The sequence below is a fragment of the Desulfobacterales bacterium genome (assembly GCA_028704555.1).
Classification (GTDB): domain Bacteria; phylum Desulfobacterota; class Desulfobacteria; order Desulfobacterales; family JAQWFD01; genus JAQWFD01.
Window position 1 is genome coordinate 12,687 of sequence record JAQWFD010000003.1, and the last position, 18,272, is coordinate 30,958.

General features: G+C 49.3%; 15 protein-coding genes and 1 CRISPR repeat array. Of the genes, 13 read left to right on the plus strand and 2 right to left on the minus strand.

What is annotated here, in order from left to right; translation table 11 throughout:
• The first annotated feature begins 544 nt into the window (after window positions 1-544).
• The 13 genes from PHQ97_01900 (at window position 545) to PHQ97_01960 (ending at window position 17,719) form a co-directional block, all read left to right on the plus strand.
• Complete coding sequence (locus PHQ97_01900; protein MDD4391486.1) at window positions 545-988, plus strand: hypothetical protein; 444 nt, start codon at window positions 545-547, stop codon at window positions 986-988.
• Window positions 989-1,075: 87 nt separating this feature from the next.
• Window positions 1,076-3,280, plus strand: coding sequence for a CRISPR-associated helicase Cas3' (gene cas3 / locus PHQ97_01905; GenBank protein MDD4391487.1), 2,205 nt, complete (start codon window positions 1,076-1,078; stop codon window positions 3,278-3,280).
• Window positions 3,281-3,298: 18 nt separating this feature from the next.
• A complete protein-coding gene (gene cas5c / locus PHQ97_01910) occupies window positions 3,299-3,997 on the plus strand; it encodes a type I-C CRISPR-associated protein Cas5c (protein MDD4391488.1) in 699 nt (232 codons plus the stop codon).
• Complete coding sequence (cas8c, locus tag PHQ97_01915; GenBank protein ID MDD4391489.1) at window positions 3,997-6,291, plus strand: type I-C CRISPR-associated protein Cas8c/Csd1; 2,295 nt, start codon at window positions 3,997-3,999, stop codon at window positions 6,289-6,291. Before cas5c ends, cas8c begins: the two co-directional genes overlap by 1 nt.
• Window positions 6,288-7,418 carry a type I-C CRISPR-associated protein Cas7/Csd2 gene (gene cas7c / locus PHQ97_01920; protein ID MDD4391490.1) on the plus strand — a complete coding sequence of 377 codons (1,131 nt, stop codon included), beginning with the start codon at window positions 6,288-6,290 and terminating at the stop codon, window positions 7,416-7,418. Before cas8c ends, cas7c begins: the two co-directional genes overlap by 4 nt.
• Before the next feature lie 469 nt (window positions 7,419-7,887).
• Window positions 7,888-8,163, plus strand: a complete 276-nt coding sequence (locus PHQ97_01925; GenBank protein ID MDD4391491.1) for a hypothetical protein — start codon at window positions 7,888-7,890, stop codon at window positions 8,161-8,163.
• A gap of 15 nt (window positions 8,164-8,178) precedes the next feature.
• The gene (locus PHQ97_01930; GenBank protein MDD4391492.1) at window positions 8,179-8,400 is read left to right on the plus strand and encodes a hypothetical protein; all 222 of its coding nucleotides are present in this window, start codon (window positions 8,179-8,181) and stop codon (window positions 8,398-8,400) included.
• A 98-nt stretch (window positions 8,401-8,498) separates the two neighbouring features.
• Window positions 8,499-9,131 carry a CRISPR-associated protein Cas4 gene (cas4, locus tag PHQ97_01935; GenBank protein MDD4391493.1) on the plus strand — a complete coding sequence of 211 codons (633 nt, stop codon included), beginning with the start codon at window positions 8,499-8,501 and terminating at the stop codon, window positions 9,129-9,131.
• Complete coding sequence (gene cas1c, locus PHQ97_01940) at window positions 9,128-10,159, plus strand: type I-C CRISPR-associated endonuclease Cas1c (protein ID MDD4391494.1); 1,032 nt, start codon at window positions 9,128-9,130, stop codon at window positions 10,157-10,159. Before cas4 ends, cas1c begins: the two co-directional genes overlap by 4 nt.
• A gap of 11 nt (window positions 10,160-10,170) precedes the next feature.
• Window positions 10,171-10,461, plus strand: coding sequence for a CRISPR-associated endonuclease Cas2 (gene cas2 / locus PHQ97_01945; protein ID MDD4391495.1), 291 nt, complete (start codon window positions 10,171-10,173; stop codon window positions 10,459-10,461).
• Between the two features lie 184 nt (window positions 10,462-10,645).
• A CRISPR array of direct repeats spans window positions 10,646-14,910; the repeat unit is 32 nt; unit sequence GTCGCCCCCCGCGCGGGGGCGTGGATTGAAAC.
• 235 nt (window positions 14,911-15,145) lie between these two features.
• Window positions 15,146-16,024: a hypothetical protein gene (locus PHQ97_01950; protein MDD4391496.1), complete on the plus strand. Its 879-nt coding sequence runs from the start codon at window positions 15,146-15,148 to the stop codon at window positions 16,022-16,024.
• Between the two features lie 582 nt (window positions 16,025-16,606).
• Window positions 16,607-17,248 carry a flavodoxin family protein gene (locus PHQ97_01955; GenBank protein ID MDD4391497.1) on the plus strand — a complete coding sequence of 214 codons (642 nt, stop codon included), beginning with the start codon at window positions 16,607-16,609 and terminating at the stop codon, window positions 17,246-17,248.
• A gap of 285 nt (window positions 17,249-17,533) precedes the next feature.
• Complete coding sequence (locus PHQ97_01960) at window positions 17,534-17,719, plus strand: hypothetical protein (protein MDD4391498.1); 186 nt, start codon at window positions 17,534-17,536, stop codon at window positions 17,717-17,719.
• Window positions 17,720-17,756: 37 nt separating this feature from the next.
• On the opposite strand, the gene PHQ97_01965 is transcribed toward PHQ97_01960, so the two are convergent.
• Window positions 17,757-17,909 (minus strand): hypothetical protein, encoded by a 153-nt coding sequence (locus tag PHQ97_01965; GenBank protein ID MDD4391499.1) that lies wholly within the window; start codon window positions 17,907-17,909, stop codon window positions 17,757-17,759.
• 98 nt (window positions 17,910-18,007) lie between these two features.
• Entirely contained in the window at window positions 18,008-18,175 is a 168-nt protein-coding gene (locus tag PHQ97_01970; protein ID MDD4391500.1) for a hypothetical protein, read from the minus strand.
• Window positions 18,176-18,272: the final 97 nt, after the last annotated feature.

The window sequence follows — 18,272 nt, forward strand, 5'->3', positions numbered from 1 at the left end:
TGGAGTATGATCACGTTCACCGGGGGTATTCCTATTCCGATCATTCCTTTGAACTTCCCCGCTTGCAGGGGGGCGCCCTTAAAATATTCAATTGGTATAGCGTGTTAATGGGTGAGAAAAATCGACCACTGGCAGTGGATTATGTTCTCGGTTCATGATCGGAATTTCCCTTACAGAATTAGCCAGGCGTTTAGGGATGAGCGTTGCCGGGGTTGGATACTCAGTGGAGAGGGGCCAAAGCATCGCTCGCGAAAACAATTATCAGCTATTAGAATGAGTTTTTGAAAATTTTAAGGGCGTCCCGATACGCACTTGACAATCTCTGGCAGTCATATATAACAAATCTATTCTTTATTACTTCCTGAAGCAGATCTCCCACTTGTTTTATTTTTCCTGAACGCATGTTGTGCATGCAGATCAAAGCCGGCTCCCATTCGTAAGGAGAAGACCATGCAGCTATCGATACATCCGGCCGGTTGATTGCATGGAGGGATGCGTGCCGTCGGTTGAATCGGGCAGGGCGCAATTGGATAAAGGAGTAGCAATGACAAATCATCTGATATCTGAGCGCTTTCAGTGGTTTGATGGCAAGGTGAAATTGGAAAAATATCCCAACGCTGGCTCTCTGGCAAAACAATTCGAAGGATCATCCAGAACCGCGCAACGGGACATCGAGTTCCTGCGGGATCGACTGAGTGCCCCCTTGGAGTATGATCACGTTCACCGGGGGTATTCCTATTCCGATCATTCCTTTGAACTTCCCCGCTTGCAGGGGGGCGCCCTTAAAATATTCAATTGGTATAGCGTGTTAATGGGTGAGAAAAATCGACCCTGGCAGTGGATTATGTTCTCGGTTCATGATCGGAATTTCCCTTACAGAATTAGCCAGGCGTTTAGGGATGAGCGTTGCCGGGGTTGGATACTCAGTGGAGAGGGGCCAGAGCATCGCTCGCGAAAACAATTATCAGCTATTAGAATGAGTTTTTGAAAATTTTAAGGGCGTCCCGATACGCATTTGATGCTGGGAACTGGGGTTACTTGGCGGGGCTGTGGCATGATGTAGGAAGGGAGACAAATGGATTTTTATGCTGATGGGAACAAGGTTCAGAAGCTGATGACGCATATTGATGGTGTTAGGAATAACGCATTTTTATTTTCCAAAGAATTTGGGTGTGAAGCGTGGGGCGCATTATTAGGTGATTGGCATGACTTGGGAAAGTTCATGGAGACTTTTCAGAGATATATGCTTGAAGGTGGACAACGTATTGAGCATGCCGTTGTAGGCGGACGATACGCAACAGATCAATTTGATGACTCTCTTCGTAAATTGGCCTTACAGCTTACAATTACTTGTCATCATACCGGATTGCAAAATAGCGAAGCGCTTAAAAGACGATTAGTCGGTGCGACACAACTGGTACGCGACGCCATCAAAAATACTCCGAGTGATTTGTTGGATAGAAAACTTCCTGAGTGGCCCGAGTGGCTGATTCCGCCAAATGTTAGCGCTGAAGAAAACAAAATAAATGAGTGGAAAAGAAGCTTGGAATTTTGGATACGAATGCTTCATTCCTGCCTGGTTGATGCTGATTGGCTTGATGCTGAAAAGCGAGATCCGGATACACCGAAAAGACCGGAGTTTCCTTCGATTGAGGAGCTTAGAAATAAACTGGATGCATATATTGATGCAAAAGTTTCTAACGCTGCAAAAAATAATTGGACACTCGTCAATGCTCAAAGAAAAAGTGTGCTTGATGCTTGTCGAGAGTCTGCAATTGCCAACACCGGATTCTTTTCATTAACGGTTCCTACGGGTGGCGGAAAAACACTTTCCGGGATGTCCTTTGCTTTAAATCATGCTGTAGAAAATAAGATGAAACGTGTGATTGTTGTGATCCCGTATACAAGCATTATCGAACAAAATGCATCCGTTTACGCAGAAGTTTTTGGACGCGAAAACGTAATTGAGCATCATTCAAATCTTGATCCTGAAAAAGACACGGAAAGAAATCAACTCGCAGCAGAGAATTGGGATGCACCTGTCATCGTCACAACGAATGTTCAATTTTTTGAATCGTTGTACGCAAACAAAAATTCCAGACTTCGGAAACTTCATAACATTTCCAGAAGCGTTATTGTTTTGGACGAAGTGCAATCGTTGCCTCCGGGGTTGTTGTATCCGATATTGGATGCAATGCGGGAATTGAGAGAACATTACGGGTGTTCAATTGTTCTTTCGACGGCGACTCAGCCAGCCTTGAAGAAGCGCAAATCATTTATGCGCGGGTTGGATGAGGTGAAAGAAATTATTCCGAACGTAATGAAGCTGTCGCGAGATTTAGCTCGTGTGAACATTGAATGGGAAACAGGCAACGCAGTAGCATATCCAGATATTTCGGAACGTATCCTAAAAGAAAATATGCAACGTGTTTTGGTGGTCACACATAAGCGTAAAGATGCCCGAGTGCTTGCTGGTTTGTTGCCCGAGGAGACTTATCATCTTTCAGCATCCATGTGCCCTTCGCACCGAAAAGATATTCTTAAAAAAGTAACAGAGTTGCTGAAAAATGAATCGTCAACTGTTCGGTTAGTAAGTACCCAATTAATCGAGGCGGGGGTAGATATTGATTTCCCTGTCGTTTTCAGGGCCTTGGCCGGTCTGGACAGTATTTCACAGACGGCAGGGCGTTGTAACCGCGAAGGCAACGATGTTAATGGAGGTCGCCTAATTGTCTTTCGCGCACCAACAGAACCTCCGGCTGGAGTTTTGCGCTTGGGAAAGGGCATTATGGAAAGTTTGCTTAATTCCAGTGAATCTGACGGCGTTTTGCGGGGCGATGATGGTTCGTTGGATTTAACGTCCCCCGCTATTTATGATACATATTTTCGCTTGTTTTATTCTGGTGTTCAACTGGATGGGGCAGGGGTTCAAAATGCCCGCGCAAGTCTGGATTTTCCTGAAGTCGCAAAGCGTTTCCGTATGATTGACAGCGCTACATATCCCGTCGTTGTTCCTTACAAAGATGCATATAACAAACTGGAGATTGTCCGGGCTAAATTCAAACCATCGAGGGATGACTTCAGATCACTTCAACCATTTATTGTTCAAATATATTCTCAAGAGTTTCAGGCTCTGAATAACGTAGGCGCACTTGGATCTATACATGAGAAAGCGTTCTGGTATTTATCGCCACCATATGAACGGCTTTATGATGAACGATTTGGGTTGGATGTGTCTGAAGGAAATCTTTTTCCTGATTATTCAAAATTCAATGTTTAAGACTAAAAGGGAGGAACTATGAAAAAAAAGAGAGGCCCGACATTGAGCCTTCGGGCAAAAGGGCCGCTTGCCATATTTACGCGGCCTGAACTCAAAACAGAACGGGTGAGTTATGAGGTTCCAACCCCTTCAGCTGTTCGCGGAATATTTGAAGCGATTTGCTGGAAGCCAGCCATTCAGTGGCATGTGGAGCGGATCTATGTGTTCAATGAAATATGCTTTAATGCGATCAAGCGGAATGAACTAAATAGTAAAAGTATAATGCCTTCAGGACGGATGATGGATTGTGGCATGAGAGAATTTACACACGGGATATATGGAATAAATGTAGAGCCTGACAGGGCGCAGCGAAATACGGTGGCTTTACGGAATGTAGACTATCAGTTCGAGGCCTTTTTCACGCTTACGGACAAAGCTGGGCCGGAGGACAATATCTTCAAATTTATCGACATGTTTTCGCGTCGTTTGGAAAAAGGCCAGCATTTCCACCAGCCCTATTTCGGATGCAGGGAGTGTATTGCTGAAATTCATCCTCCCATAGGAAGCCCAAAAGGGCGGTCAATCCCTGTATCGAAAGAACTCGGTTTAATGCTTTGGGATGTTGAGTTCGGAGGTGTGGAGGCCCGACAAAACACGCCCCTTTTCTTCAATGCAAAATTGGAAAATGGAAAAATGGAAATTCCATTGTATCCAATCGGTCGAGAGGAGGCATCATAATGATATTGAAAGCGCTTTATGATTTAGCACAACGGGAAGAGCTTGTGCCTGATCCTGATTTTGAAAGCAAGCCAGTCTCTTGGGTGATTCGAGTGGATGATGGCGGTAAGCTTTTGGGTATTGAACCGTTGAAACAAGCGGAACAGCTTCCCGAAGGGTCAAAAAAGAAACCAAAGATGTTGGGAATACCGATGTTTGTTCCTTATCAAGGGTCTCGTACTTCGGGCGACCGCGCTTTTTTCTTTGTTGATAAATCCGAATACACGTTAGGGCTTGATCCAAAAGCCAACCGCGAAGCCGATAAATTATATACTCGATTAAAGATGTTTTATGATCAAATAGAACAGTGTCAGAAGGCAACAAAAAATTCTGCGGTGGATGCCGTTACCCTATTTTTGGGTTCTCTTCTGAAAAAAGTTTCCTCTGACTTTTTAGTGGATGATTTTGACGGTTTCGTATTTAAAAAAGAATTCAAGAATGAATACAAATTGATTCAAGAAGTCTTTGAAAAGAATGGCATTGATTGCAATGATCTCGCAACGGCAACACCAGAACGACTTAAAGACGCGTCTAATGAACTTCTCAGCATTTCCAATCTCACAGAACTTATCACTGAGAATAAGAATCTTTCTGAGGCACAATCAGGAACAGCGGATGACGCTACAAGGCGGATAAACAAGATAACAATAGCTAAAGTTTACCCACAAAAAAGTCTGAAGACCATACTGCCTGATGGTTGTTTGACGAATGATTTATTCGCCTTTTCTTATTCGCTTGATGATTGCCGAGTTCACGAGTTGGAAGGAATTAAGAGATATTGGAAAGGGGTATGTTCTAAAACCGGCAAAGATGAGGGGAATGGGAAAGTTTGTTTAATCACAGGGCGCAAATCACTTGTGGCCTACAAAATACCATTATTGAAAAATGTGCCAGGAGGGAGCACCAGTGGGATTTCTCTCGTTTCATACAATTCTTCTGCTTTTGAAAGTTATGGATGGAAGGAAAAAACAAATTCGGCGGTTGCCAATGCTGCAATTTCTTCAGAGGGTGCACTTTTCTCCATGACAGCCCTGAACCGTCTTTTGCATCCTAATTACCCCGACCCGCAAGATACGAATCAGACCTTATCGAAGCAAAATGTGCATTTAAGCTCAGATACTGTGGTTTGTTATTGGACGCGGAACAAAAGCGAGTTGTCCGATTCCTTTGGTTTGGCCATTGAGGTGGATGAAGAAAAGGTAGAGGCGAAACCGGCGCAAGTTGCGGAGATGTATAAAAGCCTTTGGAAAGGCATCCCCTATAAATTGGACAAACCAGATGAATTCTACTCCTTGGTTCTATCTGGTGGCCAGGGACGGGCGATGGTAAGGGATTGGATAGAGTCGAACACACAACATGTAGTGGATAGCCTGGCACAATACTTTGCAGACTTGCGAATTGAGCGTTGTTGTCCTGCACCTAAAAGAGGAAGACATTCTGAAAGCTTTTCGCTGCCTTTATTGCTTGAGTCGCTTGCTGATCCAAAAGACCGCCGGAAAGAAGGCATTCCTTCTGCTATCGGCGCACAGTTCTACCGGGCATCAATTGACAAAAAACTATTGTTTCCACAACCGGCATTTAGCCGGGCAATTTTGCGTTATAGAGCTGAATTAGGGAAGGAGAAGGACGAGAACAAGGGCTGGTTTGTAAAGAATTGGAACGATTCCCGAGCGGCCATTATTAAAGCGTATCTAAATCGGAAATGCAGGAAAGAATTAAAACAAGAGGAGGTGTTAGAAAAAATGAATCCAACCTGTACAGATAAGGGGTATTTGCTCGGACAACTTATGTCCGTATTGGAAAAACTACAGACTGAGGCCCTGGGTAGCGTTAATGCGAGTATCATCGATCGTTATTTTTCTGGAGCCTCTGCATCTCCTAAAAGCGTATTTGGAAGTCTACTTAGAAACGCACGACATCATGCACGAAAGGCTAAAGACGAATCAAAAAACAAAGGACAAATATTTAATTTGGAACGATTAATTGACCAAATTTGCAGCCAGTTTGATGTTTCTTTGAAAAAAACAGAAGAGCCAAAAGCCGTTTATGAGAATGGATTTCCTGCATATCTTTCTCAAGAGCAACAGGGAATGTTTGTTTTGGGATACCATCAAATGCGCAAATGGTTGTGGATGACACGCGAAGAACGGGATATCTGGAATGGCGAATATCCCGATGCTGCCCGTGCATATTTGTGGGCGAAAAAGGAAAACGATTTAGGAAATTCAACTGAAGAAAAAGGAGAAAACCAATGAGTAACGCTATCAAAAATCGCTATGAGTTTGTTTATCTGTTTGATGTAAAAAACGGAAATCCAAATGGGGACCCAGATGCCGGGAACGCTCCTCGTCAGGACTATGAAACCGGAAAAGGATTAGTTACGGATGTTTGCCTGAAACGGAAGATTAGAAACTATGTTGATATCACAAAAAACAACCAGGCTCCTTATGAGATTCATGTGAGAGAAGGAGCTTTTCTTTCCGAGCATCATAAACGCGCACATTTGGCGATTGAAAATGAAACGATCCAGATGATTGTTCCCGATGATTTGGTAGATGAGTTTAAAACCTTTGAAGCATACCCTGATGGAATCGCTTTTTCTGATGAAGGCGAGCGACCATGCTTGGTCTTGTCTCTATCTGAACTGGAAGAAACAGAGAAAAAGGTGAAAGCCCTGAAAGAGAAAATCAAAAAGGAAGATGCCAAGAACACGAAGCTGCCATCGCCCGCCGCAAAAGCAAAGCTCCGTGAACTGTTTATTGATTCAAAGCAGAAAAAAGCGGCTCAGTGGATGTGCAAAAACTTTTTTGATGTGCGTACGTTTGGAGCAGTTATGTCCACTGGCGATATGCGATGTGGACAGATTAGAGGACCCGTCCAATTTGGATTTGCGGAAAGTATTGATTCAATTGTGGGTAAGGAAATACCCATGTCGCGGACTGCTGCGGTAAGTGTAGATGACCCTGATCAAAAAGGGTTGGGTGCTCGAAAATCAATAGTTCCTTATGGATTGTATCGGGTTCATGGATATGTTTCTGCACATCTGGCAAATCAAACTTCCTTTTCAGAGGATGATTTACAGCTGTTGTGGTCAGCCTTGATGAATATGTTTGACCAAGATCCCGCTGCTGCTCGAACCGGAATGCACGCTCAAAAATTGATCGTGTTTAAACATATTGGAACCGGTGCAGATGAAAAGCAAAAAATTGAACAAGCAAAATTAGGATGTGCACCTGCGCATAAATTATTTGAATTGGTAAATCTTGAATTGATCAATAAAGACAAGCCCCCACGTTCTTTTGCTGATTATACAAAGATTGACGTTGCGGATATAAAAACTAAGGTAAAAGTCTTAGGCGTTGAAGCAAATGAAATGCTGTAACCATACAGGAAGCTGGCATGTTAAAAAGGGGACATGTCCAGCCATGCAGGCGATGCGGCAAACAAAATTATGCCTGTGGTGTAACCGAGGACTGCATGGCATCCGAAACTTGTTCGGGGCGACTGTAGAGCCAGGAAGATATTGATTCTTGATTGACAGGAGGGGTGATCGAAACAAGCATAGCTGTCTTCAGAGGTAAGGAAATCAGGAAGACGATTCATAACAATGAGTGGTGGTTTGTAATAGCTGATGTGGTCAGTGTGTTGACTGGCTCAGCAAATCCACCCGGTTATATTAAAGATATGCGGCGGCGTGACAAGGAGTTGTCAAAAGGATGGGGGCAAATTGCCACCTCCCTTTGATAGAGACTCCTGGAGGAAACCAAAAGGTCAATTGCGCTAACACCGAGGGCATCTTCCGCATTATTCAGTCCATTCCATCCCATAAGGCGGAGCCATTCAAGCGCTGGATGGCAAAGGTCGGCTACGAGCGGGTTCAGGAGATAGAGGACCCCGAACTGGCAACCAAAAGAACCCGCGCTCTGTATAAGGCGAAAGGCTATTCTGATGACTGGATTGAGAAGCGGATGCGCGGCATCGCCATCAGGGAGGAGCTTACAGACGAATGGAAAGAAAGGGAGGTAAAGCGCGAGAAGGAATATGCGATTCTAACCGCCGAAATTGCAAAGGCCGCCTTTGGCGTTACTCCTGGCGAACATAAAAAACTTAAGGGGCTAATTCGGTAAAATCTCAGGGACCATATGACGGATCTTGAATTGATTTTTTCCATGCTTGGAGAGGCGGCTACGACTGAGATAACGCGGGTGGATGATGCAAAGGGCTTTCAGGAAAACAAGCGTGCTGCTCATAAGGGTGGGGAGGTTGCCGGGAAGGCGAGAAAAGACCTGGAACAAAAACCCACAAAAGGGTTGTTTCTCCCGAGAATTATCTGGGCATTACCCGGAAGAAACGGAAACAGCTGAGCGAGAAGGAATGAACTATCCCGCAAACGGCGGGGGATTAACCCCAAGAGGGATTAAAATACCATATAAAACATTAAATTAGACAACAAGGGGTAGCAATGTACACCGAAGACGATCTTCTTCCAATCTCTGCTTTGCAGCATCTTATTTTCTGCGAGCGGCAGTGTGCCCTGATCCATATTGAGCAGGCATGGGCGGAGAATCTGTTTACTGCGGAAGGCAGGGTCATGCACGAGCATGTTCACGCGGAGAATCGGGAATCGAGGGGCAGGATTCGTATCGAGCATGGCATGCCTCTTCGCTCATTGCGGCTGGGGCTGATCGGGAAGGCGGATGTGGTCGAATTCCACCGCCAGGCGGATGGCTCTTGGCAACCCTTTCCCGTGGAATACAAACGGGGCAAGCCGAAGAAGGATAACAGTGATAAGGTTCAGCTTTGTGCCCAAGCACTCTGTCTTGAAGAGATGCTGAACACCGAGGTGCCCGAGGGCGCGCTTTTTTATGGAAAAAATCGCCGCCGGACGGATGTTGTTTTAGACGACACACTGAGGAAATTGACGGAAGAAACAGCGATGCGTCTGCACGGGCTAATTGCATCCGGGCATACACCAGGCGCGGTCTACGCAAAGAAGTGTGACTCTTGTTCGCTGGCCGGTATGTGCCTGCCCAAAACAGCCGGTAAGGGAAAATCTGTGAAACGGTATTTGTCAGGAGTGGTGAGGGAATTATGAAACGACATCTCAACACGCTTTTTGTAACGACGCAAGGTGCGTATCTCGCGAAAGAAGGGGAAACAGCCGTAGTAAAAGTAGAAAAAGAAGTCCGGCTGCGTGTTCCGATTCATACAATTGGCGGGATTGTCTGCTTTGGAAACGTAGGGTGCAGCCCGTTTTTAATGGGGTTTTGCGCCGAACGCGATGTGGCGATTAGCTTTCTGTCCGAGCATGGGCGGTTCCTGGCGCGGGTTCAGGGGCCGGTTTCCGGAAATGTTCTCTTGCGAAGGGAGCAATATCGGCGTGCGGATGATCCGGATACATCCGCCGAAATGGCAAGATCGGTGATCACAGGCAAGATTTGCAATTGCCGGACGGTTCTGGGGCGGGCCTTGAGAGATCATGGTGATAAGCCGGGTGCGGACAGAATTCAACATGCGTCGAAGCGGCTCGCGGCTTCTCTGAAATCGTTGGCTCTGGAGAAATCCCTGGATGCAGTTCGCGGGATTGAAGGGGATGCCGCGAATATGTATTTCAGCGTATTTGACCATTTGATAACGTCCCAGAAGAAAGACTTTTCCTTTCATGGAAGGAGCCGTCGGCCACCCCTGGACAAGGTGAACTGCCTCTTGTCCTTTTTGTATACCCTTGTAATGCACGATGTTCGCTCCGCCCTTGAATCGGTGGGGCTGGACCCGGCGGTCGGTTTTTTACACCGGGACAGGCCCGGGAGGCCCAGCCTTGCGCTTGACATAATGGAGGAATTCAGGCCGTTCATCGCCGATCGTATGGCGCTTTCCCTTATAAATCTGTCTCAGGTGCAGAAAAAGGGGTTCGAAAAATCTGAATCCGGTGCGGTTCTGATGGACAATGAAACACGAAAGACCCTTCTTGTTGCCTATCAGAAACGAAAACAGGATGAGATTGTGCATCCGTTTCTTAATGAAAAAGTTACCATCGGGTTATTATTCCATACTCAAGCTTTACTGCTGGCCCGTTATCTGAGGGGGGATCTGGATGGATATCCGTCATTTATCTGGAAATAGGGGAGAAGGGTATGCTTGTGCTTGTCAGCTATGATGTAGCAACAACCGAGGATGGTGGGCAGCGTCGTTTGCGCAGGGTGGCGAAGGCGTGTCTTGATTATGGACAACGTGTTCAATACTCTGTGTTTGAATGTATTGTTGATCCTGCACAGTGGACTATGCTGAGGCAGAGGCTTATCAGTGAAATAGACCAGAAATCAGACAGCCTGAGATTTTATTTTTTGGGCTCTAACTGGAAGCATCGGGTTGAGCATGTGGGTGCCAAGGAGGCCATTGATCAGGAAGGCCCGCTGATAGTCTGATGATCGTTCGCGAACCGGAAGATAGCATGAATTCCCCGGGGGATTCGCGCTGCGTGGAATGTGTTGGAAATAAAGAGATTGTGAGAAGTGTTTTTTGAAAAATGAATATGCTATGGGCTGAAAGAAGACGGTTCGCAGAAAATGGGGAATAGTCCTTTTAAAATTAATTAGTTGCAGAGTAACAGTCGCCCCCCGCGCGGGGGCGTGGATTGAAACTGATGGGCGGCGGCTGCCTTCTCTTGCGCGGTCTGTCGCCCCCCGCGCGGGGGCGTGGATTGAAACTGAGAATCTGGATGGGGATGTTGTGGAGAAGTAGGTCGCCCCCCGCGCGGGGGCGTGGATTGAAACTTGATCATGTCTTGGGCGAGTTGTTCCATCTGGGTCGCCCCCCGCGCGGGGGCGTGGATTGAAACTTTGATTCGGCCCTCAGACAATGCCCCTTTTGAAACGTCGCCCCCCGCGCGGGGGCGTGGATTGAAACTTCAATTTTGACGTTGTATTGCAGATCCCTGATCGTCGCCCCCCGCGCGGGGGCGTGGATTGAAACTCTTTGTCGATCACTATGCCATCCTGAATCACATGTCGCCCCCCGCGCGGGGGCGTGGATTGAAACTGCCCCTGCTCAACAAACTCGATCCAATCCGCTTGTCGCCCCCCGCGCGGGGGCGTGGATTGAAACAAGCTGTGCGGCCTGTTGCGCCTGTTGTCCCTGGGTCGCCCCCCGCGCGGGGGCGTGGATTGAAACATCCAGCGCTTGAAAGTTTCAGGACCATTTACAGGTCGCCCCCCGCGCGGGGGCGTGGATTGAAACATGAGCAAGTGAAGGGCTTGAGACCATCTCCGGTTGTCGCCCCCCGCGCGGGGGCGTGGATTGAAACTCGGGTCAAAGTGGATATCATCAGTATATCCGGCGTCGCCCCCCGCGCGGGGGCGTGGATTGAAACGTCCTCATTGCACATCAACTCAGCATTAACGGAAGTCGCCCCCCGCGCGGGGGCGTGGATTGAAACACGAAGCATCGCAGAATAATAATCAAGGGTCTTGTGTCGCCCCCCGCGCGGGGGCGTGGATTGAAACAACTCGGCTACTCTATATATAGAGTTTTGGTATAGTCGCCCCCCGCGCGGGGGCGTGGATTGAAACATTTTTGCCGGCGTGTGTATCGAGCCCCGTTAAGTCGCCCCCCGCGCGGGGGCGTGGATTGAAACGGCTGATAAAGACCGGACTCGAGGCGGCAATCCTCGTCGCCCCCCGCGCGGGGGCGTGGATTGAAACGATATCCGGGTCTGGGAGGGTAAGTGCGTCTAAGGTCGCCCCCCGCGCGGGGGCGTGGATTGAAACGGTCCAGACGGCACAAGCCCAAGGGGAGCCGAACGTCGCCCCCCGCGCGGGGGCGTGGATTGAAACAGGGGACGGTCCTGTCAATCGAAACGGCAACAGGGTCGCCCCCCGCGCGGGGGCGTGGATTGAAACATCCCAATATGCCCGATCCTCCGCTTTCAGGTCGTCGCCCCCCGCGCGGGGGCGTGGATTGAAACGATCCTGATCCCCATTCGTTCTGGCCGAGGGTGGTCGCCCCCCGCGCGGGGGCGTGGATTGAAACATGCTGCGGGAAAATAGTTCCCGCGATAGATATGTCGCCCCCCGCGCGGGGGCGTGGATTGAAACGGCACTGGCAGACGAGCTATGCGGACGCCAAGGAGTCGCCCCCCGCGCGGGGGCGTGGATTGAAACCAGATCCCTCAAACATTCTCCGATATCAGTCTGGTCGCCCCCCGCGCGGGGGCGTGGATTGAAACAGCGAAACACTCTATATGACCCCCCGCTCAAAGACGTCGCCCCCCGCGCGGGGGCGTGGATTGAAACGTCAAAGTCCCCGCATCGCACTGCCCGGATCATAGTCGCCCCCCGCGCGGGGGCGTGGATTGAAACTGAAAATCTGGATGGGGATGTTGTGGAGAAGTAGTCGCCCCCCGCGCGGGGGCGTGGATTGAAACATCACCCCGAGAGACTCAGACCACGCCAATTTAGCGTCGCCCCCCGCGCGGGGGCGTGGATTGAAACACCACCATGTTTCGTTGATGTTTTAGATGCTGCGCGTCGCCCCCCGCGCGGGGGCGTGGATTGAAACATGCTGTAATGCCCACGGCGACATCACCCGATTACCGTCGCCCCCCGCGCGGGGGCGTGGATTGAAACATCACCCCGAGAGACTCAGACCACGCCAATTTAGCGTCGCCCCCCGCGCGGGGGCGTGGATTGAAACCAGCATGCGATTATTATTTTGCCGGCATCCCTCAGGGTCGCCCCCCGCGCGGGGGCGTGGATTGAAACACCACCATGTTTCGTTGATGTTTTAGATGCTGCGTCGCCCCCCGCGCGGGGGCGTGGATTGAAACCGCCATATCCCGATGCAACGGTCACAGTCACGATGTCGCCCCCCGCGCGGGGGCGTGGATTGAAACAACGACCGAAACGGAACGCCGCTCAATGATGGTGAGGTCGCCCCCCGCGCGGGGGCGTGGATTGAAACAGATCCCTGATACACTCTCCGATATCAGTCTGGAGTCGCCCCCCGCGCGGGGGCGTGGATTGAAACAGAAATTTGTCGAGGCATATCCTGGGCAAACGTTGTCGCCCCCCGCGCGGGGGCGTGGATTGAAACAGGTTTTTAAGTATTGAGTCCGATAAGCCTGCAAGTCGCCCCCCGCGCGGGGGCGTGGATTGAAACAGAAGCCCACTCAAAGGCTTTTTCGGCATCAAGCGGTCGCCCCCCGCGCGGGGGCGTGGATTGAAACAGACGATGCCGTATCGTTGCACAGCCGGAAAGCTTAGTCGCCCCCCGCGCGGGGGCGTGGATTGAAACATTGCTTGAAAAAGAACAGGCACAGGATACAGCAGTCGCCCCCCGCGCGGGGGCGTGGATTGAAACAGTGCGATGGTACGGGGCTTTATTCCGTTGTGCTGTCGCCCCCCGCGCGGGGGCGTGGATTGAAACAGCACAACAGAAAATATTATTATAGGGGCGGGAGGTCGCCCCCCGCGCGGGGGCGTGGATTGAAACAAACGAAATAGTACGATTAGAAAGAACGTCAAAGTCGCCCCCCGCGCGGGGGCGTGGATTGAAACGGATTTGATGTAGCTGCAAGCTTAATTCCGATGCGTCGCCCCCCGCGCGGGGGCGTGGATTGAAACCGAAACGATGGCTTGAAGATTCTCAGAATTTGGAGTCGCCCCCCGCGCGGGGGCGTGGATTGAAACCGATATACTAAAATTAACAAACTTTTTTGATATGGGTCGCCCCCCGCGCGGGGGCGTGGATTGAAACACTTAAATTAAATCAATTAAAATAAATCAAATTAAGTCGCCCCCCGCGCGGGGGCGTGGATTGAAACCAGGATAACCGTCCGGCCTGCGCCATCCCCGTCCACGTCGCCCCCCGCGCGGGGGCGTGGATTGAAACAATATTGCAAATCAAAGTTTTGAACTCAAAATCTGTCGCCCCCCGCGCGGGGGCGTGGATTGAAACGGATAATATCGGTCGTCAGGAAGTCAAGCGCTCTGTCGCCCCCCGCGCGGGGGCGTGGATTGAAACTTCATAGGCGCGGCTCCTTTTCGTCTCGGTTATGTCGCCCCCCGCGCGGGGGCGTGGATTGAAACCCTTGCCGACCTCTCCGCTCCCGTTGATAAAGATGTCGCCCCCCGCGCGGGGGCGTGGATTGAAACCAGCTTCTTTTGCCGTTCGCAATTCCAACAGCTGTCGCCCCCCGCGCGGGGGCGTGGATTGAAACAGATCCAGAAACTCCCGGCATTCGGTCACTTCAGTCGCCCCCCGCGCGGGGGCGTGGATTGAAACTTTATCCCGCCGCTTTTCCTCGGCCAGGATCTGGGTCGCCCCCCGCGCGGGGGCGTGGATTGAAACAATCCCGGCATCAATTCCGGCCTCAATTCCGGGTCGCCCCCCGCGCGGGGGCGTGGATTGAAACCAGGACGTGGTCAATGCGATCCGCAAAGCTGAGGGTCGCCCCCCGCGCGGGGGCGTGGATTGAAACCGTTTTATCCTTAACAATTTGATCAACGGTATTATCGTCGCCCCCCGCGCGGGGGCGTGGATTGAAACCCCACATGGATCTTGCCGGCCAGGGGGTGAGAGGGTCGCCCCCCGCGCGGGGGCGTGGATTGAAACATCGATATCCTCTTGATTATCGGATATCAAGTTAAGTCGCCCCCCGCGCGGGGGCGTGGATTGAAACAGCTTTTTTTCGACCAGTTCATGGTTTTTTTTGGTCGCCCCCCGCGCGGGGGCGTGGATTGAAACTTGCCCATGCAATGTAAATGGGCATGTGCTGCGGTCGCCCCCCGCGCGGGGGCGTGGATTGAAACATCCGGATACACATACATGACCGGCCCCGGTGCCGTCGCCCCCCGCGCGGGGGCGTGGATTGAAACATCGAAGGATGGAAAATGGGACAGGCAAATTATGACTTGACAGTCATGACTGAAATGAATAGATAATAAACAATCATCAAAAATAAATATTTCATACAAATTATCCTTAACAAAGCAAATATAATTGCAGGATTAGTGCAACGATATTTGTTCAGCCAATCCTTTAAGAAAGGAGTGTATCATGCCGAGAACTTCTCGAATGATAGTTTCTGATCAAAGGACAGTGTATCATGTTATGTCCCGGACGGCGTTGGACGGTTTTCCTTTTCAGGATGTCGAAAAAGACCAGATGGTTGATATAATCCGGCGGTTCAGTTTGCTTTATTTTGCTGAAATATTGGGTTTTTGTATAATGAGCAATCACTTCCATGTACTAGTTCGAATGATTCCTGAGAACCGGTTTTCTGATAAGGAGATAAAGGAGCGGTATGAACGTTTTTACGGGAATGATGACGAATTTTCGAGAGAAAAAATTTCGTATTATCGGAGCAAGTGGTCTAGTCTCTCTGAATTTGTAAGAGAAATCAAACAGCGCTTTTCAAGGTATTATAATAAATTGCATAACAGAAGAGGTACCCTGTGGGGAGAGCGGTTTAAAAGTTGTATCGTAGAAAACGGCGAAACCCTGATAAACTGTCTGGCCTATATCGATTTGAATCCTCTTCGTGCCGGTATCGTCAGTCGTCCTGAAGATTATCGCTGGAATTCGCTCGGATATCATGTACAGCAGGGCAATAAGGATGGTTTCCTTTCTTTTGATTTTGGTCTGGTTGAATTTGGGGTACCGGATGAAAGGGAGAGATTGAGACGCTATCGACGATATGTCTATGAAGCGGGGGCTGTCAATCGAACGGATAAAAATTTTGTTAAGGTGATTGATAAGAAAATTTTAGAAAAAGAACGGGATAGCGGATTTAATATAGGCAGGATAAAAAGGTTCCGATACCGTACCCGATATTTTACAGATTCAGGAATTATTGGAACAAAAGCGTTTGTTGCGGAGAATTATCAGCGTTTCAAGCATCTGTTTCAATCCGGGACTGAAAAAAAGCCGAAGCCCGTTAAAGGGCTCAACGGGATGTACTCGTTAAAGCGTCTTTCAGAATCGATTTAGGACCAATCCTGAAGAAAGAAAGAGGGGGCAGGTAGATTATGCTTCCGCCTTCGCAAACAGCATCAGGTCATAAATCAGATTCTTCCGATTCAGCCGTATCTCATCCAAGGCATCAAAGAAATTTTTTCATATTTTTCGTGGAAGAAGGCAATTGTTTCGATCTCGGATAGCCGAATTGTTGCGTTGTAAGGGTACTACGATGCATCGTATCTCCTACGAAGAAGGCATAGTTTGCATGTCCCTTTGCGGTGCTTTGCTTCCCGAGACGGGGACCCTTTGCTATGCATGGGCGTTTTTTCCAAATCATGCACACTTTTTTTTTAGAACGCGTTCAATTCCTCTTGCCACATTGATGAGAAGATTGTTTACTGGATACGGTGTCAGTTTCAACAAGAGGCACACACGGGGGCCAACTGTTTCAGAACCGATCCGAGGCTTAAGAATGAGCGTTGCCGGGGTTGGATACTCAGTGGAGAGGGCCAAATCATCGCTTGCGAAAATAATTTTCAGCTATTAGAATGAGTTTTTGAAAATTTTAAGGGCGATATCTGAACGTATTTTTCTGATGGAAAAAGGAGCATCATGAAAACATCCAGAGATCTGATTCAACAAAGTGTAAAAGGTTTAAGTCCGATGCCCCGGGTTCTGGGAGTTTCCGGCAGCCCGCGAAAGGGTGGAAATTCTTATGTCATTTTGAAGCAGATTTTGACCGGAGCCCAACAGGCAGGCAGGACGTGCGATATCATCGAATTGAAGGATTACGGGTTTCAGGGATGCATCGGCTGTGAACAGTGTCGAAAAAACAAAATCTGTACGGGATTGAATGACGGAATGACGCTGCTGTATCCGTCTATTCTCGAGTCCAGGGGACTGGTGTTGGTATGTCCTACCCACAACTACAATGTGACTGCCTGGATGAAAGCGTTCATCGACCGGATGTACTGTTTTTATGATTTTCAGAATGACCGCCCCCGTTCGTGGTCCAGCCGGTTGTGCGGACAGGGGAGAAAAGCGGTCATTGCCGCGATCTGTGAGCAGGAATCAAAAAAAGATATGGGAATGACGCTTGATGCCATGCGCCTCCCCCTGGAAGCCCTGGGATATGAGATCGTTGCCGAATTGCCTGTCCTGGCCGTATTCGACAAAGCAAAAGTCCGGGAGCAGAAAGTAACTCTGGAAAAAGCAACCCAACTGGGAGTCGAACTGGCCGGACAGCTTGCCTGAGGTCAGTCCTCAGTCCTCAGTCCTCAGTCCTTTGGTCTCTGGTCTCTGGTCTCTGATCTCTGGACATCCGGTCATGAATCAGATCCGTCCGATTCAGGCGTATTTCATCCAAAGCATCAAAGAATTTATCTCCATTTAATGGTTAAATCTATCGGTAAGGTTCTGTTTGACACCAGCACCGGTATGCATCAAAATATATAAAGGCTTTATCACTGGCGGTTTTTCATATGTCTGTTCATCCTCCCCTGCGATAAATTATCTCTAAAATCCGATCGGACAACACCCATGCTGAACGTCATTTTGACGGAAATAGCTGTGCTGGCGATATATATGAGCCTGTGGTTCGTTTTTGGCGCTGCGGAAAAGCGATTTGACGTGGCGGACACGGGCCTGGGGCCCCGGGTTTGTTCTGTGTGCGGTCACCGCCTGGTGCTTTACCGGCCGGGATTTTTTGGCGAAGCGTGCTGGTGACGGTGATGATTGCCCTATGGGCCATACGCCTGGCGGTTCATATCGGTTTAATCAGTACCCGGGTACATTTTTCCGGCATTGCGATCGCCTGCTGAAAGACAACGGGCGAATGCTGCTCCAGTCCATTGTGATAAACGATCAGGCATAATATTTTTCCCGGCCCCTGTCTGGCGGCCGTTACGCCGATCATGAATGCGGTAACCGCGCAAACGGATATGCGCCTGTTTTATATGGAAGAGATCGCCGCCGCCTGGTCTTTCATCCTGCCCCTGCTCGTGTCCGGTGTATTCATAATTTTGGGATGAGTTCTATCATCGGCCATTGCATCATCCCCGTGGGAATCCAGTCCTGTCCCGGCAAAGAAAAACCAGCCGCCTCCGTAAAATACCAGCCGCAAAAAATCACAAAAAAATCTTTTTGCGATTTTTTCGACGCTTGGCGGCTATTGGCAAACATAAAACATAATGCCCCTGTTTTTCCCCCGCGTTCTTGCGGTGGGAGGACGAATCAACCGCGGAAACAATATTCAGCTGAAAAACTGGAAGCCTCTGTG